The sequence below is a fragment of the Cohnella sp. genome (assembly GCF_041640265.1).
Lineage (GTDB): Bacteria > Bacillota > Bacilli > Paenibacillales > Paenibacillaceae > Cohnella.
In genome coordinates, this window is sequence record NZ_JBEQAP010000053.1 from 1 (window position 1) to 22,090 (window position 22,090).

Here is a 22,090-nt window from a genome sequence, read left to right on the forward strand (position 1 = left end):
TCAAGTCTTATTTCTCTTTTTCGTACAAAAAAAGAGCGGGCTATCTTTTTCGATAACCTGCTCTTTTTCTTGATATTTGGACCTGCACCTTAACTAAATGACATTGCCCTTGTGGATGGCCCTTTGCTAGGCAGCAGCACGTTACGTCAGTTGCATAAAAATGGTCTCCATTGCTCCCCAAGGTGCTTCTTTCTCATCTATCTTCACGAAGCCATATTTTTCGTACAAATTAACATGGTCACTGACAAGGTATACTTTATCAAAACCCAATCCCTTCGCGTATGCCAAGGCAGATAAAATCAACTTTTCGCTTAATCGATTGCCTCTGTACTGCTCTCCTACAAACACGAACCCGATATAAGGTGTATAGGGAATATCAGGTATGCAGTCGGTTTTTGCTAAAGTGCAATAACCAGCAATGTGATCACCATCAAGTGCTGCAAAAACTCTTTCCCAGTCTGAAAAATGGCATTCTTTCATTTGTTTCGCTAAAGTGGCCCCAGCTTTCCATGAGCAATTCTGCGCATACTCAGCAACGACTTGCCACAACTTATCGCTATAAATAAGCGATTCTATTTGCATAGATACTCCCTTTCTTAAAAGCAGCCATCCGATAGATGGACCTTTGTTTTTTATTATACTAATTGCACTCCGTTATTAAAACAAGTGTTCAACTCTCCTGCCAGTTAGTTGAGCGATCAGTTAAGTAACGCAAAAAAAAGCGATGGATCCGATTCATCACAGCATTACCATTGGGCTTCAAGTATTGATCTAATAATTTCTTACATAAAAAAAGGCTCGTGTTGTTGTTTCACGCGAGCCTTTTTTTATGCTTCCCTTTAATAAACCATCTTCTTAATACTGTCATGAGATAGACAGTATAAATTAACGAGGCGATCCAGATTCTCATCCTGTCGAAAAAGCTTCCGAATCTCTGCGTTTCGATTCAAAAGAAATTCTCGCTGCCCTGAATCTTTCCCCCATTTTTTCCTACACCCTTTGGGTGCGGGGATATATTAAGTCTTGCCCTTTATATACTTTTGTATTTCACGAACTATTACTTCAGTGCCTTTGTAAGAAGAATCTCCAATGGCTCGTTTTCGAGTAATAAACACCCCGAATCTCGATAACCCAACTTTCTATAAAAGTGCTGAGCCCCTTCATTGGCCAAAGTGGATGTCATAACTAATTTAAACCCCTGCTGCTTCATTTTTTCTTCCCAGAATAGAACTGCTTTCTTACCTAAACCCTTGTTTCGATAAGGTTCGTCGATCCAAATCATATTCATAAAAGGAGTATTATCCCAAAAATAACCGTACCTCATCCATCCAAAATTACTTTCATCTTGGTTCCGCAGTATGTATATTTCATTCCCCTTAATTTTCGGCAAAATTAAGTTCTCTAAAATATGATTATCATGGTCGCGAATATATCCAAAGTCTGAAACAGATGCAGCAACGATCATCAATTGAACCCCCCCTAAGCGTTGGATGGTGTTACGACTACCAATTACTTACAACGTATAAATCGTTTTCGCCACCACCAACTGGATTTTCAAAAGTCTCTCCTATGTCTATATTCCCATTCCATTTGTCTATCGAGAGTGATTGAAGCAAACCAAACCCACCCCCGCTATAAAATACTCTAACAAAATCGTACTTTCAGCATTTCTGCTAATCCATAATCATGTCAACGACTTGTTTCGCAAACGCAGTATAGGGTTCGATCAGATCGGGACTTCGATCAATAGCCCACCTAAGGTTATCGAAAGCCCTTAATAGCAGAAAATGCCTCGTGACAGAAAGGTCTCTCTCATTTATTCCGTACCCGTCCATAAACGCTTTAAATTCCTCAACATTTGGGCTTTCTTCTAGTCCTAGGATTTGGTAATGCATCAATTGAGCAACAGTTGCATGCGGTACCACGCTTACTTCTGCATTCCAATCCAGCAATATAACTTGGTTTGCCTGATTGACAATCGTATTCTTTAAAGAGATATCTCCATGGTTTAAACCGAAGCGGAACGGTTCACTCTTCAAATTTTCAAACAGTTTTCTTACTCTCTGCGATTTCATCTGAGTGATTACTCCAAGCTCAATCAAGCGATCATGCTCAGTCAAACTATTGATATTATACTGCACATACCCTTGCCAACTGCCGTCTGATCCGGCATGAGAAGGTGACTGAAACTCACCATGGACTGGATCAATCAGATTCCCTCCATATCCTTTCACTTGAATAGAATGAACAAGCCTGGCATATTCGCCCAGTTTCCTCCAAACATCGGACTTGGGAACCGTACTGTCTAACCCGTTGTCTCCCTCAACAAAGGCTTGAATCATATATGCGGTTTCATCAACAATACCAATAGACAACACCTCAGGTCCGGGAATGCCAACTGCGGCTGCTTGCTCGATACACCATTTTTCTTTGATAAAACTTGAAAATGTATCTTTATCGTTCATGCGGACAACAACTTTATGGCTCTTAGTTTCGACTACGCAAACCTGATTTGTGATACCTTTACCTATGATTTGGTATGATGTTTTCGTTTGTTCTAGCAGAAAATCGCCTGCAATTCGTTCTGCTTGTATAACTACAGAGTCCTCCATAGTATCTTTCATCCTCCTTCAATAAGCTCCGCGATTATTTGACTGTAAGTGAATATGTCTCAAGTATGAAGGAACATTACTAAGTTAGTGCAAGGTACAGAACTGTAATATATGGTGATGCTATAAAGGCACTTATTGCCGTTTGAAAAACCCACTTCTTCTTATAGGTTATAAAAAATGAAGGAATGGTTCCGAGAAGAAAAGCCAGAATCGAATAGGTACAAAAATTAAAAAAAGCGTTTCCAGCCCCATCATGTCCACCTAATCCTACTAGGTTTACTGGTAATTCACCAAACCATTCGTGGAAGCCATGAAAGAGAATTAGATATATCGCTAAAACCAAAATACTAGCTTTACCAATCATGTTGCCCCCCGCTTTATGCTATGCAATTCTTCAAAGTGATTACTACACTATGCTGCACTTTAGCTAAATAAACAAAAGGAGCAGTTGCTGAGGCAAACTGCTCTTCATTGTTAAACTATAGTACCCGTTAGCGCAACAATGACACAACATTCTGACTGGTCTATGCTGCAGTCACGATGATGGGCTGATTCTTTGTAATTATTATCGTATGCTCGTGTTGTGCCACATAACTGTTGTCAGGCACACATAAAGTCCACCCATCCGTTTGCTCAACGACATACCCCGCACCGGTAGATAAAAATGGCTCAATTGTAATTACCAAACCCTCTTTTAATACACGTTTATCGTGCTTGTTATAAACAGGGAGAATCTCTTTGGGTGTCTCGTGCAGGGATTTCCCAATACCGTGACTACACAAATTATTAATAACATTATAGCCGCCTTTTGTAGCCTCGATTTCAATAATCCTTCCGATTTCGTTCAATTTAACTCCATGCTTAAGTGAAGAGATTACTTTCATCATCGTATTGTGTGTGTATTCACATAAACGCAATAATGATGGATTGTATGGAGGTATCGGAAAAGACTGCCCCGCATCCGCATAATAACCTCCCAGTTCTGCCGAAACATCGATGTTTATTAAATCGCCAGGTTGGATGATGCGATTTCCGGGTATTCCGTGGGCAACTTCATGGTTAATGCTAATACATGTGTTGCCGGGGAAATTGTAAGTTGCTTTCGGTGCTGGCACAGCACCATGCATTTTCAAAAACCTACCTCCGATATCATCAAGTTCCTTTGTTGTAATACCGACACGTGTGTGACGTTTCATTTCACTAATCGTCATTGCAACGATTTTGCCGATTTCCTTCAGACCATCGATATCGTATTGGGATCCTATTGTCATAAAAGTCCCTCCATTTTTCGGATATCATTATTTTACCCATATTAAGAAGAATACTCCACTATCCTGCCCGTCCCTCGGTTTTAAGGGTTTATCTCACATTTACTCACTCATTCGCAGGTTATTTCACCTTGTATAACAGCTGTCGTCCAGAATTGTGCATTTTTATAGTAAGACCCAAGTGTGTCAATAGTCGGGATCCAAGAGTAGTTTGCAGGTGCTTCGACCTTTTCACCTTTGTTTTCTACAAAAATATTATAAATTGTTTCGTTATATGCATTTCCATTAATTTGCTGAACTACGCCGCCCATAGTCATATGGTATTCTTGTTGCAATGTTTTTACTTGAACACCATCTATCAAACAATGGCCCGATTCGCGATACGTGCATCATTTCGCTTGTCTGGCATAGTTCATTGGTAGCTTTTTTCACTCGGCCGGAAAAGGGAAAGGCTTTTCATAGATGCTGATTTCGTGGTCGGGCTTCATGCCGGCCTTCTCATAGAGGCGATAGGCGCCTGAAGGGTTCGCGGCGTCGACGCCCAGCGAGATGAGCGGCTGCCCGGAGCGATAGGATGTCTCGAACACGCACTGCAGCAGCGCAAGCGCAAGACCCTGGCCACGGAACGGCCGGCGTACGCCGACTTTTTCAATGAAGAGCAGGTCTTCGCGCATGCGGCCGAGCGCAAAGCCAGCGACGACGCCTTTCGGGTCGAAGGCGATCAGCCACCATCGTTCGTCGAAGGTAGGCAGTTGCGTCTTTTCGACCCATTTCTCGAAGGTTGGCACCGCGAAATCCCAGTGGTCGGCGAACGATTCTACATAGGCTTCATAGACGGCTTGTTCGTCGCGATCCTTCACAAATGGCTCGATTGTGATGCCCTCCGGCGGCGCGGCCGCAGCCGATTCGGCATCTAAGCGAATTACCATGCGCTTAAAGTACCGGACCGGGGCGAAGCTGTGAGCCTCGATCAGGCGGACGGCATCTTCGCATAACGTCGGGATCATGCTTTGTAGGCGCTTCGAGACGCCGGATTCATTCCGGAGTGCCGCAGCGCGTGCTTCGAGCGCTGCGACGAGCGCCGAGCCGACGCCTCGGCCGCGAGCGGTGGGCAGCACGCATCCGCAGCTGAACAGCTTCTCTTCGCTGTCATCCTCGAGGAAGGCGTAACCGATTAAAGCGAAGTCTGCGTCTTCAACGACCCAAACATTGTTCTCGAGATCGAAGCGGGACCACATGTCTAGGACGTCGTCGAGAACGATGTCGGGCGCGCCGAGGTCTTCGGTATCGCAGGCAGCCACAAGGTCGCAAACAGCTTGGGCATCATCCATTGAGGGGCGGCGGATGCGGAAGGTCGTTTTCGTCATATAGGGGTAATCTCCTTAAAGGGTAATCTATTACGTTTGGTTTGATTATATACTAATGCGGATTACTGCCCGTCAGTTCAATGCCTTGCGGTCAGTCTAACAATTCAATTTTCTAGTCTGCAACTTTATTTTCACGATCTAACCCTTTATTTTCACTGAACAGCAGTAGAATTCCGCAAGACCTATAAATTTCTAAAACTTATAAAAAAGAAGCCAAATGAACAAGAATCGCCGGATGACAACACTTGTTCATTCGCTTCAAGAAGCTTATACTCTTGCGGTTATCTTGTCTCATGAAGCCTCTTCCGGAGAGGTCAACACAATCTTGCCCTCCACCAGCTCCAGCTTAACCCTGTTTGTATCCTTCACACCGATAGATTCCAGATAGTTCGCCGGAACTTGAAGACGGCCTGCCTTGTCTAGAATCGCATATTCCACATGGGAATCTTCCTCAGTTTGAGCGATTCCGCGCTCCAGCTCCTCCAGCTCTTCGACGTAAGACTTGCGCCGCAGCATCTCTGAGGATATCTTGCCATCGCGAATGGAGACGACGCGGTCGACCTTCTTTGCAAGCAGCGGATCATGCGTAACGATAACGATTGTAATGCCGATCGTCCGATTGAGCTCGCGGAACAAATCAAGAATTTGGTCTGCCATTCGAGAATCGACCGAACCGGTCGGTTCATCGGCAAGCAGTAGCTTCGGATGGTTGGCCAGCGCGATGGCGATCGCTACCCGCTGTTGTTCACCTCCGGACAGCTCATGCAGCTTGTTGTTCTTTCGATGAATCAGACCTACCGCTTCCAACAGCTCCATCGCCCGCATGCGTTTGCGTTTCCCTCTAAGCAAGATCGGGAGCTCCACATTCTCGAGTGCGGTTAAGTAAGGAATGAGGTTCCTTGCATTATTCTGCCAGACAAAACCGACGTTTTCCCGCTTATACCGCACGAGATCGCGCTCGGACATCTTCAGCATGTTCTTGCCATCAATCGTAAGCGTTCCTGCAGAGGGACGATCCAAACCTCCGAGCATGTTCATCAAAGTCGATTTGCCGCTTCCGCTGTTGCCGATGATTGCCATCAGCTCTCCGCTTTCAATCGTTAGATCGAGCCCTTGCAGCGCAAAAACCTCAAGGTCTGCCGCCTTGTAGATTTTGACCAAGCCTTCGCAATGAATCATCAATTAGTCCTCCCCCAACTTCAGCGCTTGGTGGACACGGATACGAGAGAGCATGTAAGACAGAATGCCCAGACCGAGTATAAGCATGAAGAAAACAATTGAATACAGCCGGATGAAATCGATCGCCTCGAACATCACCTTGAAAGGTGGAACTAAACTGCTTGGATTAAAGGCGATCTGGAAGTTCGGGACGAACAGACGGCTTGCTAAATTTCCGACCGCGACTCCAATCATAATCGCGACTCCGGAGGTTAATAACTGCTCTAAGGCCAGCATACCGATCAGTTGGCGAAGCGAAAGCCCGATAGCCCGCATGATTCCGTTCTGCAGCGTCCGCCCTTTGAGTGATAAGATCCAATACAGCAGGAACCCGACAAAGCTGATTAGAATGGAAATAATAAAGCCAAGGGTTAGAATCCCATTCAGCGCTAGCAAGAAAGGATCGTTCTTTGCTTTGCTTAATAATTCCTTGGTATTTACGATGCTCACAAGAGGAATTTTGGACTCTGCTATCCCTTCATAAAATTCAGAGGTAGAAGAGCCCGGTTTCATCTTAATCCATATCTCGTAAGGCTCTAGCGCCAACTGGAACTGGATACGGCTCAAATGTCCGACGATTAGCATGGGTGCATTTTTTTTAGACTCTTCTTCAGAGGCATCTATCGAGCCTAGCGGCGGATTGGGGTTAAAAGTCGGGAAATACTCAATCACGCCAAATACGACGAACGGCTGGGAACTCACTTCCTGCCAGCCAATATAGATGGTATCCCCTTTTTTCACGTCCCTCTGATCCGCCAACGTTTTGGAAATAAGCACTCCGCGGGAATCGCCCGCGATTAAATTCAAATATTCATAGAAAGGATATTCAAGCAACCCATTCGGGAACCAGGATGTATGGCCGAATTCATCCGTATCGACGCCAATAAGCTTGGCCGTACCATTCTTATCACCGACAGAGAAGGAAGCATTTTCCTTCACAAAAACCTTTGCCGCTTGCTCTACGCCAGGCAGCTTCGTGTAAGGCTCGAATGACGGCTCTAAGTAGTGAATAACCTTAGGCGCTGCAGCTTGAGGCGGACCTCCCGGCGCTGCAGGCGGCGGCGCATCGTTAGGCCATTGCGCATTCGTTACGAAATCCGCTCCGTTGCTGTAACGGATCCGATCCTCCGTATTATTGTTAAGAGTCCGGGCCGCTCCCGCGCTGAATACGCCAATGGCAATGGTCATTATCAGGAACACCATTAAGAATTGGTATTGGCTGTTAGACCTTCCCACTTGAATTAAAGTGGCATATAGGGATGGCGGCCACCATTTTCGACCGATCCAATACACAAGCTTTAGTACGTATGGATATAACCTTAGAAGCAATAAACCCGCTCCGAGGACGAATAAAGCCGGCATAACAAACTGTAACGGATCGATTTGCAAATCGTCCGTGTTCAACCCTAGGCTTTTCAAATCCTTCAAGCGATTCTGGAACGTATAGAGGCCATAGATGGATACCGCTAAAGCTGCAACATCCAGAAACGCCTTATGCCAGAACGGCGTACGCTGCATGCGTGCAAGCTGCTGCTTATGTCCGACAATGGATACGCGGGTAGCCATAATTACCGGAATAAGCATCATGAGGAACGAAACAGCCGCCGCAATTCCTCCATACAGGAAAGACTTGCTATTCATATGAACCGGCATGCTTGACCGATCCACGAACTCCAAGAATCCATTAGAGGCTCCGAGCACCTTCGTTAATCCCATTCCGATAAAAGGGCCTGCCAGCCAAGCAATCACGCATAACAATAATCCTTCAACGGCAAAAGACAGAACGATTTGCCATCTGGAAGCGCCTCTGCTGCGCAATACAGCGATTTCGTTCTTCTGCCGATCCACGATCAGATTGGACACCATGAACATATAGAAGCCCAGCATGATCAATACGGGTACGTTCAGGGACCACATAAGCTTGTTCAGCTGCTTCGCCCGTTCGAAGTACTCCGAGATCGTCCCAAGCGCAGGCACCGTGAATTCGCTCTGGAATTGAATGATTTGCGACTTCACCTTTGCTTTGATCAGCTTATCGGTTTCGATAAAATCGTTGACGTTAGAGAGCTCCATCTTGGAGTAATCAAGCACGAAGTACCAACCGGTTGCCGCAACCGGAATTTTGCCTGCTCGGATAAATTCTTGAGTAAACAGCTCTTCATTAATAACGAAAGCAGAATTGAGATCGCTCAAGCTTGCATTTCGGAAATACGGATCATCCAGACTCTTCTTCGTGAACACTCCGACCGGCTTGATTTTAACCGTTCCAAAAATCTTGTCGTCGGATAATTGAAACACGGAATTGAGCACCATTTTATAGTTGGATAGCCCCTTTTCCGTAACTAGCACCTCATAAACCCCGTCAACCGGCTGCTTAGAAGGCATCCTGCCGTCTTCAAGCGCGATATGGCTTTCCAATCCGCTGTATGATCTCAATGTCCCGGTCTGCTTAGCTTTCTTCTCTCCAACATCCGCGATGGGGATGATTCCTACAGACTTTGTTCTTCGCTCCTGGACAAGCTCCTTGACTGGAATTCCGAAGCTTGGAGCGGCATCGTTAGATATAAAACGATTCATTTCCGCTATGATTTGGAAGCGTTTTTCATTGGTTTCATTATAAAAACCAATCATCGACCAATGGCTTCCCGGGTAAATCCCCTTCTCATTCTGGAAGGTTTCTAAGTCTTTGACCAGCATCCGGGACAAAATCGCTTCAGAGTAGATCGGCATCGTGCCTACGAGCGCAACGGTCATCAGAATACCGAGAAACATACTGGAAACGAGCCATTTATTTTGAACCATTTTACGGATAATCATGACAAATAAGGCCACAAGTAAGCCTCCCTAACCTTAGGAATGCGAGATGAATTACTGTAATACGATCACTTGACCAGCTTCCAGGCCTTTAACAATTTCAACCTCAGTGGATCCTACGAGTCCTGGCTCGACATCAACCTCGCGAAGCCGTTTCCCTTCTTCTAATACCCGCACGAAATTCCGTCCCAGATACGAACGGAGTCCGCTGCGCGGAATTTTAACGACGTTATCGCGTTGCTGCGTAATAATCTTTACGTCAACCATTGCTCCAATTTTCGCTTCAGCAGGCAATGTCGGGACTTCGATAAATAAGGTTTTGGAGTATTTCTCGGCTAAATCTTTATTTAAGGTAATCGGTGAAGAAGAGGGGGTTTGAACCACTTTGCCCGCGACGACTTCATCTTTCACCTTAATATCTGCTTGCAAGCCAACCTCGACCTCACGAATATCATTCGCATTGTCTACACGAATGGCGACTCGAAGCCGAGTCGGATCGGCTACGATAACCAACGTCTGATAGGCATCAACGAAATCGCCTTCCTTCAGCGATTCGGCGAATACCACTTGCCCGTCAATACTTGATATAAGCTGCTTGCTATTCAACTGCTTAGAAAGGCGATCGTATTTGACTTGCTCAATTTCAAGCTGTAAACCAGCTATTCTGAGCGCTTGATCGTCTCCATTACGTGCTTGCTGGTAAGCGTATTTTGCCCGTTCCAGAGCCAATTGCTGCTCTTTCACCTGAATATCCAGGCCATCCAGTATCAATTGAACGAGCGCATCTCCCTTTTTCACGGTATCTCCCGAAGCCACGAGAATCTCCTGAATCCGCCCGCCTTGCCCGGTGAATTGGGCTAAATCTGTCTTCAGAGACTCGAAGCTGCCGCTTCCGATAATTCCTTTCACAATCGTCCCCTTCTCAACCTCGACAGTGTTATAGTTTTCTTGAGCAGGTTTGACCAGCGGCGGCTTCAATGCCTCCTCTTCCTTGGGAAGCAAAGAGCAGCCCGCTAAGGTGCAGCCTAAGACGAATGCTATGCCGAGAGCTGTAGCTTGTTTAATTGTGCGAGACAATTTGTCCATCCTCCAGTTCATATACTCGATCTACGATTTCCATAATTGCGGGGTCATGCGTGGTCAGAACGACCGTTATACCGCTCTGTTCTACGAGGTCACGGAAAACCTTAATAATATGTAGTCCGGTTCGACTGTCCAGCTCGGCGGTAGGTTCATCAGCCAGAATCAGCTTTGGTTTATGGGCGATCGCGCGGGCAATCGCGGTTCTCTGCTGCTCGCCGCCCGACATCTCGAAGGGGCGATGATGCATTCTGGGCTTCAAACCGACTTGTTCCAAGGCTTGAACGGCTGCCGACTTTCGTTCCTGTGCGGGAACCCCGGCAATTCTCAGTACAAACTCTACGTTCTCGTAGGCGGACATGAGAGGGATGAGGGCAAAGGATTGGAAAATCAACCCCATTTCCGTACGACGGACGGTATCTCGCTGCTGATCAGACATATCTGTAAGTTCTCGTCCATCGAACACGATGCTGCCTTCCGTCGGTCTATCCAAGGCACTAAGAAGATTTATCAGCGTCGTCTTCCCTGAGCCGGACCGTCCTTTGAAGGCTACCAGCTTTCCTGCGGGCAGATGGATATCTACTCCTTTAAGCACGGTAACCGCACCCGAGCCTTTGCCGAACACTCGTTTAATGCCGGCAGCACGTATGATGTCCTTGGTCATAACCGTCATTTATTGGACAGCCTCCTTCCTGTTTATCACATTAATGGGTGAGATTGGCGGGTGAGTATCCGACTTGCGCACGATGAGCTCAGGCGCAACCGCTTCCCTTTGTCCTGACTCGCCCCTAATCAGTTCCATTAGCAACTGCACCGCTCGGGGACTGATCCTTTCAATAGCATGGCGAATGGTGGTAAGCGGGGGGCTTGTATAGGCAGAGAATGTGTCCCCGTCATAGCCCATGATAGAGATTTCTGCCGGCACCGAAATTCCCTGGCTTGTGAGCTCCATAATGGCTCCCATCGCCATTAAATCATTAGCGCAGAATAGAGCCGTTATATCCGGATTACATTCTCGCAGCTCCAATGCCCTTCTCGCCCCGCTTGTTCCGGAAAAGTCACCGATCCTAACGAGTGAAGCATCATGCTCTATCCTAAACTCCCTTAACACCTCGCAAAAGCCTATATATCGCTCCTGACAGATTCTTAGGTGGGGCGGACCGTTTACATAACCGATTCTGCTATGTCCATTTTCCAGCAGTCTCCTGGCGCCCAATCGTCCTCCTTCCCTGTCATCGGAAATAACAGACGAGCAACGGGGTCCAACAACATCCTCGAAATTCACGCAGGGAACCTGGAGTTGCAATACTTCCTGCATGATAGGATGTGCAGCCGAGAAAGCGGGAAAAATGATGCACCCTTCCAGTCTACGGGAGCTTATGCATTCGGTCAGGCGCTGAAGAGGGTAATTGGAAAAGGGAACTGCGAAAAAAAGAGCATCCTTACCAAAATCTTGTAAAGATTGCTGTATCGGGGAAAACATGTTCACGAAATCCGAACTGGCTTCGAACTCGAACTGGGGCACAAAAATTCCGATGAGATTACTGCTCTTGCCAACTAACTGCTTAGCTCCAAGATGCGGTACGTAACCCATGGCCTTTGCTGTAGTTTCTACGAGCTCTCTCGTTGCTAGATTTACTCCATAAACGCCGTTCAAAGCTCTAGACACGGTACTGGCGGATAGATTTAACGCTTTGGCAACGGCTTTTATACCTACGTCAGGGACGGGCGATTTGTGTCTCCCTTGAGAGGATTCACGGCTGCATTCACGATCGCTCAAAGATTAGCATCCACGCATTCTGTGAACATCGAGGATTCTCCCCCTCTTTTGCAAACGTTTGCAAAACTACTTTTAATATAAACCTAGAGTAAATATCTGTCAATTTAATGTTTGATATGATGCATAAACGATGATAGACTCAAATTAAAGAAGCGGCGAAGAACGTCCCTATCCAGCCTTAAGGTGGATTTGGGGCGTTTTTTTGTTTTCCGTTATTTCTAACCTAGTTGAGGGGGATTAATTTTATGAGCTTTAATGAAGCGCACTCGCTGTTTTTACAACGTCATCTAGATCGTCGATCCGGAGAACGCAAGGGGCGCTTAGAACGTGGACATGCCCATGGAGAGAAGCTCTTTTTGCAAAATATTTGGTATCCTATGCGCGGTAATTTTGATCATTTGCATCCCGAGTACGAGATATTGGATTTACGTGGAAGGGCATATTACGGAGACTTTGCCTTCATGCCGGGATACCTAAAATCACTAATCGAAATTAAAGGTTTCAATAGCCATATCCGTGACATGGATCAAAAAAAATTCTGCGAGGACACTAACCGCGAATTATTCCTTCAGGGACTTGGATTTCGGATTTTTTCCTTTGCTTACGACGATGTTGCCAACAGACCGGAACTTTGTATTTCTTTGCTGCAAATGATCTTAAGCCAATACCAAGCTGGGAATCCTCCGGTAAACCAGGCACTTCTAATAGAGAGGGAAGTGATTCGGCTTGCTTTAGGCTTATGTCGCTCTTTACGTCCTATCGATGTAGAGAAGCATTTCGAGGTGAATCACCGAACCGCAGTAAAATGGCTTAAGGGATTAGTCGATAAAGGCTGGCTTCGTCCTATTAACCGATATCCGGAGAGTAAAGTTCTACAATATGAGCTTGTTCGAGACAAAATAAAGTACTTCTTATGAAGTGTGGTGCGGTGGTTAAGTGTGCTATGTGCTGAGATAGTGGAAATGCTGGTGGAAATGTTGGTGGATCTGGGCTAATTTTTAGCATTTTCCTACTTTTGCTCAGATGTGCTTTGCTGCTTCAATGATCGATTAATCAACCTGCAGTAAGTACATGTGTTTTTACTTATTTCTACTTTCGCTTCTAACAACCTGTATTTTATACATGTGTTTAAGGAATATTGGGTTATTTCCCTCCCTTTATACGAAAACACCTGTAGTTTTTGCAGGTAAATCTCTTGAAAGCTAGGGATTGGGCGAAAACACCTGTAGTTTTTGCAGGTTGTATAAATGTGAGTAAGGGACTGTCTACATTGCGGGGTTGCGGGGGTCGATTTTAATCATTGCAAGTTGAAAATCGATACAGTAAAATAAGGGTATCTCATGAAAATTATTTTCCCATACTACTCAATATAAAGAAACTAATTTTCCAACCGAAGGGTGTTTAACATGAGCATTCTGGTAGCAATCCAGGAAAAATTGGAGAGTCTCCACCTAAAGGAACGTGCCTTAGCCGAGTATATATTGAAGCATCCCCAGCAAGCCGTGCAGATGACCATTACAGAGCTGGCTAAGGAGTCGGGCAGCAGTACTGCGACGATCTCCCGATTCTGCAAAACATTTCATTCGCAGAATTTCCCGGAATTCAAGCAGAAGCTTGCGACCGAGCTCGTCCAACAAACGTCAACTCCGAATCAGTATCAGGACATTGTAGCGGGTAACTCACTTCAGGATATTGTCTCGGCAATTACAGCCAACCATCTGCGTTCGCTGACGGATACGACACATCTCATCGACTACAATCAGCTTCGCCTAGCTATCAGTGCATTACACCAAGCGTCGCGTATTGATCTGTATGGCTCCGCAACTTCAGGTGTCGTCGCACAAGACTTCTTTCATAAGCTAATCCGAATCGGGAAAGCGACTGCCGCATTCTCCGATCCTCATCTCCAGTTAACGTCAGCCTCCTCTCTTACATCTAAAGATGTGGCTGTTGGAATTTCCTACTCCGGCGAAACTCCAGAGACAATAAACGCCCTGCGCTGCGCTGCCGAGCAAGGTGCAACTACGTTGTCCATCACAAGGTTCGGTACGAATACGCTTGCTGAACACGCCTCGATCAAGCTTTTCACTTCCTCCGCAGAAATCGGTATGCGGCGCGGAGATATGGCCTCCCGGATGGCGCAGCTTCATGTAGTTGATATTCTGTTCATCGGGCTGGTCAGCGAGCATTTCGAACTGTATGTTCCCCGTCTGGAGCAATCATTCCAAACAGTTAGACACTATACAAAGAAAGAGGAGAAAAAAACACGTTGAATATCATAACCTTCGACAGCGACGACAAGTTAAATGAGGCAGCAGCCAATATAATCATTGGCCAAATCCAAACGACACCACGAGCCGTACTCGGGCTGGCTACTGGCGGAACACCAGTCGGAATATACAAGCAGCTCGTGAATGATTACCGAAGAGGAATGATCAGCTTCAATAACGTCACGACATTTAACCTAGACGAATATGTTGGCTTGCCGATTGACCATCCCGAAAGCTACCATTCTTATATGAATAGCCATCTGTTCGAGCACATCGACCTCCCTTCCTCTCAATGCCATATACCGGATGGGAATGCGACTGATCCTGAAGACGAATGCCGTCGTTACGACCAATTGATTGAATTGTCCGGCCAAATCGATCTGCAATTGCTCGGTCTTGGTCATAATGGTCACATCGGCTTTAACGAGCCAGCCCATGCCCTAATACGCGGAACACATGTCGTAGATTTGGCTGACGAAACTCGAGAGGCGAATGCCCGGTACTTCACAACCATTAATGAAGTGCCAGCTCAGGCATTAACAATGGGGGTCGGCACCATTCTCAAAGCCAAGAAAATCTTACTTGTGGTTAAAGGAGCGGACAAAGCGGATATCGTCCAACGTGCGCTGCAAGGCCCCATTACGACAGATTGTCCAGCATCGCTTCTTCAAACTCACCCGAATCTCATTGTTTTACTCGATAAGACCGCGGCGGGGAAACTGTCATGAATAATATCCAAAACACAGAATTTCAAGTGATCAACGCAAAGATCGTCACACCCACAGGTGTCTTGGTTACCGGCTGGATCCGGGTGAAGGATGGCATTATCGAGGAAATTGGCACCTCTCAAGACGGGAATCAACCCCACCTTCAAAATCTGAAGACGATCAACGCTGAGGGGGGGTGGGTATTGCCTGGATTTATCGATGTCCACGTTCATGGTGGATATGGACATGATTTCATGGATGCGGATGAGGAAGGCTTAAAAACCATTACTAAATTCCATGCCTCCCATGGTACGACGAGTATTCTGGCTACCACACTAACCGCGTCCAGAGAGGAATTAACCGGCGTCCTTGAGCGAGTGAGCAAGTTCATGTCTTCTGCTATGCCTTACTCTCAGGTGATTGGAGTGCATTTTGAAGGCCCCTTCATTAATGACAAATGGAAGGGTGCGCAAAACCCGGCTTACATTGTACCTCCGCAGGTAGAATGGCTAGAGGATTGGGTTCAGCAGTTTCCAGGTATTATCAAAATTCAAACGCTGGCCCCTGAATCAGAGGGTGCTCTTGAATATATTAATAAACTGGCGGAGAACGGCATCGTCCCTAGCTGCGGCCATACGGATGCGACCTATGAGCAGATCATTGCGGCTGCGGATCGGGGTTTGCGGCATGCCGTTCATACTTTTAACGCTATGAGCGCATTGCATCACCGTGCGCCTGGAACGGTCGGTGCGGTGCTAACCGATGATCGTATTATCACTGAGGTGATTGCCGACGGCCATCACGTTCATCCTGCGTGCATAAAGCTGATCACCTCCGCCAAAGGAGCGAACAACGTCATTCTCGTTACCGACGCGATGGCCGCAGCAGGAATGCCAGACGGCAATTATGAGCTAGGCGGGCTTCCGGTTGTCTTGTCCTGTGGCGTTGCACGCTTGAATGAGACAGGCAACTTAGCCGGAAGCACCCTTACGATGATTAACGCCGTTCGTTATTTGGTTCGCGAGGTTGGAGTCTCCCTGCTGGATGCAAGCAAGATGGCAAGCACTAATCCCGCACGGCAGCTCGGCATCGGCAACGTAACGGGGTCACTTGAAGCTGGCAAGTCTGCTGATTTCATTCTCCTGGATGCCTCATTAGAGCTGCAGCACGTTTGGATCCGGGGTACTAAGCTGGCTCTTTAGCCGGAATCGGTATAGAGCTGCGACACCGGCAATGGCGATGCCTGCGCCGAGGAACACACTGCCTGCACCCCAGTACGAAGCTAGTGTCGCACCGAGTATAGGAGCGATAAGCATCGAGCTAGTCTGCAGCGCGTTTGATAATGCGGATACCGGTCCGATCGTATCGTCCGTTGTCTCCATCTGCAGGATATAGCCGAACGGTACCGCGCCTTGTGCGCCGCAAAACCCAAGCGCTGCGCACAGCGACAGCCACAAAGCGAGCTCAATTCGGATTACCCCCATGCCGGCAAAGCCGACCACGACAATGAGGAAGCCTGACACGATCCCCGCCAGCGTCATATATGCAAGCGGCCGATCTCTCCAGCCGCTCCACTGCCCTGCCGTTAAAGCACCAGCAACACTGCCTGCTCCTACTGCACCGATGATCAGTCCGAACCTAGTTTCATCCATCCCAGCTTCCTTCGCAAGCAGGACGAATAAACCGTCAAACAAAAAAATGAGAAAGAATAAAGATGTGGCGTAGATCATCGCAGCCTTGAGAAGCGGTCTATGTGTCAGATGCTCCCAGGCCGCACGTATTCCGTCCGATTGTTTCCCTGCCTGTTCCTTCTGCCCTTGCCAATATGGCATTGTACAAAGGATTAGAGCCGACAGCGAATAGAGTACGGCACTTGTTAAGAAAGGAACCGATGTTCCAAACCATGCCATAAGCGCACCGCCTGCCATTGGCCCCATAATCTTCGTCAGGTTAACCGACATTTGACTGAGCGAAGACGCCTGTACCAGCAAGTTGATGTCGACCATCCGTTTCACAGCGCTTTGTCTAACGGGATCGAATATGGCACTCATGCTGGTCCTCAGCAGGACGAATAATAGAAGTACGGGCAGCGAAGGCGCCCATGCCATGCCAAGCACGAATGCGGCGCGCGATAAATCGCACACGACTAGCACTCTTCTTCCAGGCAGATGACGCAGTCGTCCACTCATCAGCGGTCCTACGATCACATAGGGCAGACCGATACAGACCGATAAAGCAGCCATTGCCATGGAGCCGTGGTCCCATATATAAACTATCAATGCGCTAAGCGCTATAAAATCCAGCCAATTCGCTAAGTCGGAAAGCACCTGTCCGATAAATAGCTGACGAAAGCCTCTTGCCCGCAGCGGGCGCCAAAGCGGATAACGCGTATGCTCCATCTTCATCGTGATAACCTCCGGTATGAGTTGATGTACACTACAATACCGAACGATTATCAGAGCATTATCAGAGGGAATCCAATTGAGCCTTAAGCTGTTCCCCGACTCGACCGCTTATCTCATCAAGCCCAATTCGGGCGGTTAACCGGCTCCATTCCTTTACATATGAAACCCGGTCACTCCCCCATCCATGCAGCTTGGATATTGTAAGAAGCGTATGATAGCCGCCCAACTGATTTGCAAGAAACTTTGACTGCTTAAGCAGCGTTAGACCCTGTTCAATCAGCGCCAATCCGGCCTGTCTGTTCAAGCGATACACCACGAGCCCTTTCAAAATTCGGTAATGGCCCTCCTCGCGTTGATAAGGATACTGCTTCAGTCTCTCCTCTACGGACTTGATGGCAGCTTCGACCTCTGCCCAACGCTCGGCACGCAGCACATATTCCAGCCTGAGAATAGCCACATAAGGGACAAGCCCTTCCCAGGAATTGCGCTGGACCTCAGCTGTGAGCCATTCGAGTTTCTCCTTTGCGGCCTCAAGCTCTCCCCAATCCATCAGCATGCTGATGATCAACATCGTCCCAAGCTCGTTATGCCATACCTGCGCTAGTAGATGCTTTCGCAGCACTGTTTCCATGTATTCACGGTTCTTCTCCGGGTCTATGAGCTGGTTCAAGAGAAGCAGAAGAAAGGCGCGGTCAACAAACGAGCCCTCCTCTTCCCGCACAATAAAGCGTACATCGCCTTCGCCTTCCATTGCACGGAAAAGCAGCTGGAAGGTAGGGTCGACATCAAAGCCCAGCACCTGCTTATTGCGGGCTAGCGTAAGGAGCGCATCCCCTCTCCCATACCTCAGGTATTTGCCGGCAATACTCCTCAGTTCCTCCGAGAACGTAGGCTGCTTATCGCTAAGAGCTTCCTGCTTCAGCTGCAATCGGTAACCGATCCCGCGCACCGTATCAATCTGAACAGCTGGCGCCCAGCGCGCCAGCTTGCGGCGCAGCCGATAGACGTGATCGTCCACTGTCCGGTCCACCGGAGATTCCAGCGTCCAGACTGCATCGAGCAGCTGCTCGCGCGACAGCGTCTGCCCTGCGTTATGATAAAAGTAATGCAGCACCGCATATTCCTTCGGCAGCAGCACAATCAGTTGTCCTTTCCATGTGACGGTGTAGGCACCCGCATCCCATTTCATATGAGACTCCACCTCTCCAAAGCGAAGAGCTGCCACACGGCAGCCCTTTAGGTATTGAACTAAAGTTTAAGAGTATAATACCATTTTTTATTCTGTTCATCCCTTACTTTTATAAACTGGAAGACAAGAAGGTTAGGGTCAGCCGGCGAAAAATATAACAATACTCCCTCTGATCGTTACAAATAAACCGATTGTCACGTTCTTAGGATGAGTGTACAAAAGATTGGGTCAGTGATTGACTGTACTCTTCTTAAGAAGGAGGGTTTTCGGAGTTATCTATTACGTTTAGATCTATAACAACCACTAATCTTAATGCATTTTTCTGTATTCTGAGATATAGCATTAAATCTACTTCTAATTCGATGCCACCAGCCTGTTTCAGGATATATAGATCATATTACAGGTACTTTTACCACTAGTTGCTCTTTCAATCGTTTTTTTGAATCCATTAGCGGTAGAAATAAAACTAATCTCTGAAATAGGGCAGCCCTACCCCTCGGAATTATATATATGCTAAAAAAAGAGACCTCCCATTTGTAATGACAAATGAGAGGCCACTTTTCTTATATAACCGCCTCAGATTGAGACGTTTTGTTGCGAGCTAGCTTAAGGTAGCCATACACGTTCTGCAGCTCGCTATCCTCGACGAAACGCAGGCGCATATTATCGGCAGCATCTTGAATGTACGGCTTAAGCGCCGCGGCACCGCCTCCTAACACGTAGAAGCATTGAATATCAGGATACTTCTTCCATCTCTTGCGTATCAGATCAACAATCTTCTGTGCAGCACGGCTGAAATAGGTATCGACGATAGGCCGAATGTCTGCTTGGCCTTCACCAACCCGCTGAATAATGAAATCATGCTTGCGAATCCTCTGAATGAGCTTCGTGCGGCTCGGGAAGCGATAGCCGTACTGATCCTCTACATCACGGATGATGTAATCCAGATAAGAAGCCAGTCCCAGCTGCTCTCCAGTGCTGAATTGGTTATCGATGCTCATCCGCTTCACCACCGGGAAATCCGTCGTCAACGCTCCCATTTCACAAATACCGATGCAGCCATTATACAGCTCTTCATCGCGGACTTGAAGATTGTCATGAGTAGCCATATGGAACAATGCAGCGGCGCCCTCAATCGAGATTATCGCCCGGCGAATATTGACGCGTACGGTACGACCATGCAGCTTAGGAGTAGACAAAAATGTGACCTCATGCTCCCCAACGAGTCTTTCTTCGAAGGTCTGATGATACCGAGAGTACGTACGGACCGGGAGACCTGTACCTATGACATACTCAACCGAGTCAACCGATTGATCCGGTTGAAGTGAGCTTGCCGCATTGGTCACGCTAGCGTAAGCCAATGCCGTCAAGGCAACAATCAGAGCTTGATCACTTGTTGCCTTGTTATCCGTTTCCTCCAGCTCCGCGTTATCTTGATCCTCGGAAGCTAGAAGACCTACGAAATAACGTTGGCTTTTCTTCTTAAGCTTGGGGCTGTAAACCATGACATCCAATGCCTTCAGCGGTGAGTCTTCCTCCTGAAACACATGCCTCTCATAACCCGGCGACACAATGCTTGGGATAATAATGGGCTCATTCGAACCGCTTACGACTAACTTGACGCTATCATTGCCGATATCAATTCCTGCCAACTTTATCATTATGAGCCTCCTATGCGACTTCGATTGTTAGAATTTTCTAACCTTCCTTCTCATTATTGGATTCGCCCATTATCGACAAAATCCTGCTTTTTCATTGTTTTATCTCCCATTATTTTCTGAAAAAGAGGAAAATGGACTAGTTTTGTCGAATGGAGAGGAGATGATGTTGAGTAGAAGCAGGAGGAAAGTCATGAATTGGCGACAAAAGAAATTCACCTTCATGGTGATCCCGGATGCGAACAGCTCGGTGATGCGGTTTCAACTATCAGCGATCATACTCGTAATCGGATTAGTCATTACAATCGTTTTACTCGCAAGCGCAATAACCGCTTTCCTTCTCTATCAAGGAAATATCGGTCAGATCGGGCAGCTGAAGCATCAATTATCCGCTGCAACCGGAGAGTATGAACAGATCATTGAAGGCAAGAACGAGCATATTGGCGAGCTCCAAACGGAAGTAGCTGGATTATCGGAGCAAGCCAAGATCATTAGTACAAGAATGGTCGATATCTCAAAGCTAGAAACTCAATTAAAGGAAATGGTCGGCATAGAAACCGGCAAAGGCATTGATAACAACAAATCCGAGGTCAGAACTGCTAGTGAAGGCGAATTGTCGATGAGTGGAGGAACCGGTGGAGAGGAGCTCCCCGTAACCGATAAAGATATAGGACTTCTAGTCGATCAAACTCGAAACGACTTTCTGTCTATCGGGGAACAGTTAGAACTGTTAAAGCCGGGTCTAGAGCTAACTAAAGAAGCCATCCTGAAAAAGCAGAAGCTGCTTAGGGTAACTCCGACAATATGGCCAACGGATTCTCGCAAGGTCACCTCCTTATTCGGAATTCGTAAGGATCCATTTACTCGGCGAGCAACCTTTCATGCAGGATTGGATATAAGCGGTGATACCGGGGACCCGATCTATGCGGCTGCAGATGGCGTCGTAGTCAATGCAGAGTATAGCTCTTCACACGGCAACAATATATGGATCTCTCATTCTAATGGAATTCGTACTCATTATTCGCATTTAAGCAAGCTATTAACGAAAGCAGGAGTAAAGGTAAGCAAAGGCGATATCATCGGAGAGCTCGGCTCTACGGGACGCAGTACAGGTCCCCACCTTCACTATGAAGTATCCAAGAACGGGACAAACATTGATCCGAGGCCTTATCTTAAAGCAACTAGAAGGAGTAATTAATCATGTTCAAAAGTAAAAAAGTTAAGTTCGACCCTAATATGACAGATACGTTAATCGGCGAAGGAAGCTTGTTCGAAGGAAAAATCAAATCGGAAGCCGGAATTCGCGTTGAAGGTCAAATTATCGGCGACATCGAATGTGCCGGAGATGTTACAATCGGCGAGAATGGCATAGCCCGTTCCCACATCAAGGCCCGCAGCATCATACTGGCTGGTCAAGTCATTGGAAACGTCGCGGCCACGGGAAAGCTCACGATCAAAGCATCCGGAAAGCTCCAAGGCAACTTATCCGCACTGGAGCTGTCCATTGAGTCCGGTGGAATCTTCCAGGGCGCAAGTCGAATGGTTACCAATGAATCTCCAGCTAGCAAAGATGAGGCAGGCACCCTGCGAGATACCGTTACGAGTAATACCGTCGCGTCCGGTGAAGATGCAGTCGCACTTAAAACCTGGTAATCAAGGTATTCACTAACCCATCTCCTCGCGGAGATGGGGTTTATTAGAATTTAAGGCCCCCTCAGTATT

21 protein-coding genes are annotated in these 22,090 nt (G+C 47.1%); 6 read left to right on the plus strand and 15 right to left on the minus strand.

The features are described 5' to 3' along the window. Window positions 1-141 precede the first annotated feature (141 nt). The 12 genes from ACESLK_RS25090 to ACESLK_RS25145 all read right to left on the minus strand — a co-directional run bounded on the left by ACESLK_RS25090 (window position 142) and on the right by ACESLK_RS25145 (window position 12,139). The gene (locus ACESLK_RS25090; protein WP_373232461.1) at window positions 142-549 is read right to left on the minus strand and encodes a GNAT family N-acetyltransferase; all 408 of its coding nucleotides are present in this window, start codon (window positions 547-549) and stop codon (window positions 142-144) included. 508 nt (window positions 550-1,057) lie between these two features. After that, the gene (locus tag ACESLK_RS25095; RefSeq protein WP_373232515.1) at window positions 1,058-1,465 is read right to left on the minus strand and encodes a GNAT family N-acetyltransferase; all 408 of its coding nucleotides are present in this window, start codon (window positions 1,463-1,465) and stop codon (window positions 1,058-1,060) included. Between the two features lie 208 nt (window positions 1,466-1,673). Then, window positions 1,674-2,624, minus strand: a complete 951-nt coding sequence (locus tag ACESLK_RS25100) for a phosphotransferase (protein ID WP_373232462.1) — start codon at window positions 2,622-2,624, stop codon at window positions 1,674-1,676. A gap of 67 nt (window positions 2,625-2,691) precedes the next feature. Next, window positions 2,692-2,976, minus strand: a complete 285-nt coding sequence (locus ACESLK_RS25105; RefSeq protein ID WP_373232464.1) for a hypothetical protein — start codon at window positions 2,974-2,976, stop codon at window positions 2,692-2,694. A 160-nt stretch (window positions 2,977-3,136) separates the two neighbouring features. Next, entirely contained in the window at window positions 3,137-3,883 is a 747-nt protein-coding gene (gene map / locus ACESLK_RS25110; RefSeq protein WP_373232465.1) for a type I methionyl aminopeptidase, read from the minus strand. A 107-nt stretch (window positions 3,884-3,990) separates the two neighbouring features. Then, window positions 3,991-4,242: a hypothetical protein gene (locus ACESLK_RS25115; protein ID WP_373232467.1), complete on the minus strand. Its 252-nt coding sequence runs from the start codon at window positions 4,240-4,242 to the stop codon at window positions 3,991-3,993. A 66-nt stretch (window positions 4,243-4,308) separates the two neighbouring features. Further along, on the minus strand, window positions 4,309-5,247 hold the full coding sequence (locus ACESLK_RS25120; protein WP_373232468.1) for a GNAT family N-acetyltransferase: 939 nt from the start codon (window positions 5,245-5,247) through the stop codon (window positions 4,309-4,311). 291 nt (window positions 5,248-5,538) lie between these two features. Further along, window positions 5,539-6,426, minus strand: coding sequence for an ABC transporter ATP-binding protein (locus ACESLK_RS25125; RefSeq protein WP_373232469.1), 888 nt, complete (start codon window positions 6,424-6,426; stop codon window positions 5,539-5,541). A 3-nt stretch (window positions 6,427-6,429) separates the two neighbouring features. Continuing rightward, entirely contained in the window at window positions 6,430-9,297 is a 2,868-nt protein-coding gene (locus tag ACESLK_RS25130; protein ID WP_373232470.1) for an ABC transporter permease, read from the minus strand. A 36-nt stretch (window positions 9,298-9,333) separates the two neighbouring features. After that, complete coding sequence (locus tag ACESLK_RS25135; protein WP_373232471.1) at window positions 9,334-10,356, minus strand: efflux RND transporter periplasmic adaptor subunit; 1,023 nt, start codon at window positions 10,354-10,356, stop codon at window positions 9,334-9,336. After that, on the minus strand, window positions 10,340-11,032 hold the full coding sequence (locus ACESLK_RS25140) for an ABC transporter ATP-binding protein (RefSeq protein WP_373232473.1): 693 nt from the start codon (window positions 11,030-11,032) through the stop codon (window positions 10,340-10,342). Before ACESLK_RS25140 ends, ACESLK_RS25135 begins: the two co-directional genes overlap by 17 nt. Continuing rightward, window positions 11,033-12,139 (minus strand): LacI family DNA-binding transcriptional regulator, encoded by a 1,107-nt coding sequence (locus ACESLK_RS25145; RefSeq protein WP_373232474.1) that lies wholly within the window; start codon window positions 12,137-12,139, stop codon window positions 11,033-11,035. 245 nt (window positions 12,140-12,384) lie between these two features. On the opposite strand from ACESLK_RS25145, the gene ACESLK_RS25150 reads away from it, so the two are divergent. The 4 genes from ACESLK_RS25150 to nagA all read left to right on the plus strand — a co-directional run bounded on the left by ACESLK_RS25150 (window position 12,385) and on the right by nagA (window position 16,318). After that, window positions 12,385-13,056 carry a hypothetical protein gene (locus ACESLK_RS25150; protein WP_373232475.1) on the plus strand — a complete coding sequence of 224 codons (672 nt, stop codon included), beginning with the start codon at window positions 12,385-12,387 and terminating at the stop codon, window positions 13,054-13,056. A gap of 489 nt (window positions 13,057-13,545) precedes the next feature. Continuing rightward, window positions 13,546-14,412 carry a MurR/RpiR family transcriptional regulator gene (locus tag ACESLK_RS25155; RefSeq protein ID WP_373232477.1) on the plus strand — a complete coding sequence of 289 codons (867 nt, stop codon included), beginning with the start codon at window positions 13,546-13,548 and terminating at the stop codon, window positions 14,410-14,412. Beyond that, the gene (gene nagB / locus ACESLK_RS25160) at window positions 14,409-15,137 is read left to right on the plus strand and encodes a glucosamine-6-phosphate deaminase (protein WP_373232479.1); all 729 of its coding nucleotides are present in this window, start codon (window positions 14,409-14,411) and stop codon (window positions 15,135-15,137) included. The genes ACESLK_RS25155 and nagB overlap by 4 nt, the downstream gene beginning before the upstream one ends. Next, window positions 15,134-16,318, plus strand: a complete 1,185-nt coding sequence (gene nagA / locus ACESLK_RS25165) for an N-acetylglucosamine-6-phosphate deacetylase (RefSeq protein WP_373232481.1) — start codon at window positions 15,134-15,136, stop codon at window positions 16,316-16,318. Before nagB ends, nagA begins: the two co-directional genes overlap by 4 nt. Here the strand turns inward: nagA and ACESLK_RS25170 are convergent. The 3 genes from ACESLK_RS25170 to ACESLK_RS25180 all read right to left on the minus strand — a co-directional run bounded on the left by ACESLK_RS25170 (window position 16,271) and on the right by ACESLK_RS25180 (window position 20,371). Then, window positions 16,271-17,521: an MFS transporter gene (locus ACESLK_RS25170; protein WP_373232483.1), complete on the minus strand. Its 1,251-nt coding sequence runs from the start codon at window positions 17,519-17,521 to the stop codon at window positions 16,271-16,273. The genes nagA and ACESLK_RS25170 overlap by 48 nt on opposite strands. 61 nt (window positions 17,522-17,582) lie before the next feature. Continuing rightward, window positions 17,583-18,710 (minus strand): winged helix-turn-helix domain-containing protein, encoded by a 1,128-nt coding sequence (locus ACESLK_RS25175; RefSeq protein ID WP_373232485.1) that lies wholly within the window; start codon window positions 18,708-18,710, stop codon window positions 17,583-17,585. Between the two features lie 563 nt (window positions 18,711-19,273). Next, entirely contained in the window at window positions 19,274-20,371 is a 1,098-nt protein-coding gene (locus ACESLK_RS25180; protein ID WP_373232487.1) for a ParM/StbA family protein, read from the minus strand. Window positions 20,372-20,561: 190 nt separating this feature from the next. Here ACESLK_RS25180 and ACESLK_RS25185 point away from each other — a divergent pair, with 190 nt between their 5' ends. Continuing rightward, window positions 20,562-21,566 carry a M23 family metallopeptidase gene (locus tag ACESLK_RS25185; protein WP_373232488.1) on the plus strand — a complete coding sequence of 335 codons (1,005 nt, stop codon included), beginning with the start codon at window positions 20,562-20,564 and terminating at the stop codon, window positions 21,564-21,566. A 2-nt stretch (window positions 21,567-21,568) separates the two neighbouring features. After that, entirely contained in the window at window positions 21,569-22,021 is a 453-nt protein-coding gene (locus tag ACESLK_RS25190) for a bactofilin family protein (RefSeq protein ID WP_373232489.1), read from the plus strand. The last annotated feature ends 69 nt before the right edge of the window (window positions 22,022-22,090 follow it).

Bases quoted from the DNA above. Each gene is read 5' to 3' on its own strand.
- ACESLK_RS25095 (WP_373232515.1), bottom strand. From the start codon at position 1,465: ATGATCGTTGCTGCATCTGTTTCAGACTTTGGATATATTCGCGACCAT.
- ACESLK_RS25100 (WP_373232462.1), bottom strand. From the start codon at position 2,624: ATGAAAGATACTATGGAGGACTCTGTAGTTATACAAGCAGAACGAATT.
- ACESLK_RS25105 (WP_373232464.1), bottom strand. From the start codon at position 2,976: ATGATTGGTAAAGCTAGTATTTTGGTTTTAGCGATATATCTAATTCTC.
- map (WP_373232465.1), bottom strand. From the start codon at position 3,883: ATGACAATAGGATCCCAATACGATATCGATGGTCTGAAGGAAATCGGC.
- ACESLK_RS25120 (WP_373232468.1), bottom strand. From the start codon at position 5,247: ATGACGAAAACGACCTTCCGCATCCGCCGCCCCTCAATGGATGATGCC.
- ACESLK_RS25125 (WP_373232469.1), bottom strand. From the start codon at position 6,426: ATGATTCATTGCGAAGGCTTGGTCAAAATCTACAAGGCGGCAGACCTT.
- ACESLK_RS25140 (WP_373232473.1), bottom strand. From the start codon at position 11,032: ATGACGGTTATGACCAAGGACATCATACGTGCTGCCGGCATTAAACGA.
- ACESLK_RS25150 (WP_373232475.1), top strand. From the start codon at position 12,385: ATGAGCTTTAATGAAGCGCACTCGCTGTTTTTACAACGTCATCTAGAT.
- ACESLK_RS25155 (WP_373232477.1), top strand. From the start codon at position 13,546: ATGAGCATTCTGGTAGCAATCCAGGAAAAATTGGAGAGTCTCCACCTA.
- nagA (WP_373232481.1), top strand. From the start codon at position 15,134: ATGAATAATATCCAAAACACAGAATTTCAAGTGATCAACGCAAAGATC.
- ACESLK_RS25170 (WP_373232483.1), bottom strand. From the start codon at position 17,521: ATGAAGATGGAGCATACGCGTTATCCGCTTTGGCGCCCGCTGCGGGCA.
- ACESLK_RS25175 (WP_373232485.1), bottom strand. From the start codon at position 18,710: ATGAAATGGGATGCGGGTGCCTACACCGTCACATGGAAAGGACAACTG.
- ACESLK_RS25180 (WP_373232487.1), bottom strand. From the start codon at position 20,371: ATGATAAAGTTGGCAGGAATTGATATCGGCAATGATAGCGTCAAGTTA.
- ACESLK_RS25185 (WP_373232488.1), top strand. From the start codon at position 20,562: ATGAATTGGCGACAAAAGAAATTCACCTTCATGGTGATCCCGGATGCG.
- ACESLK_RS25190 (WP_373232489.1), top strand. From the start codon at position 21,569: ATGTTCAAAAGTAAAAAAGTTAAGTTCGACCCTAATATGACAGATACG.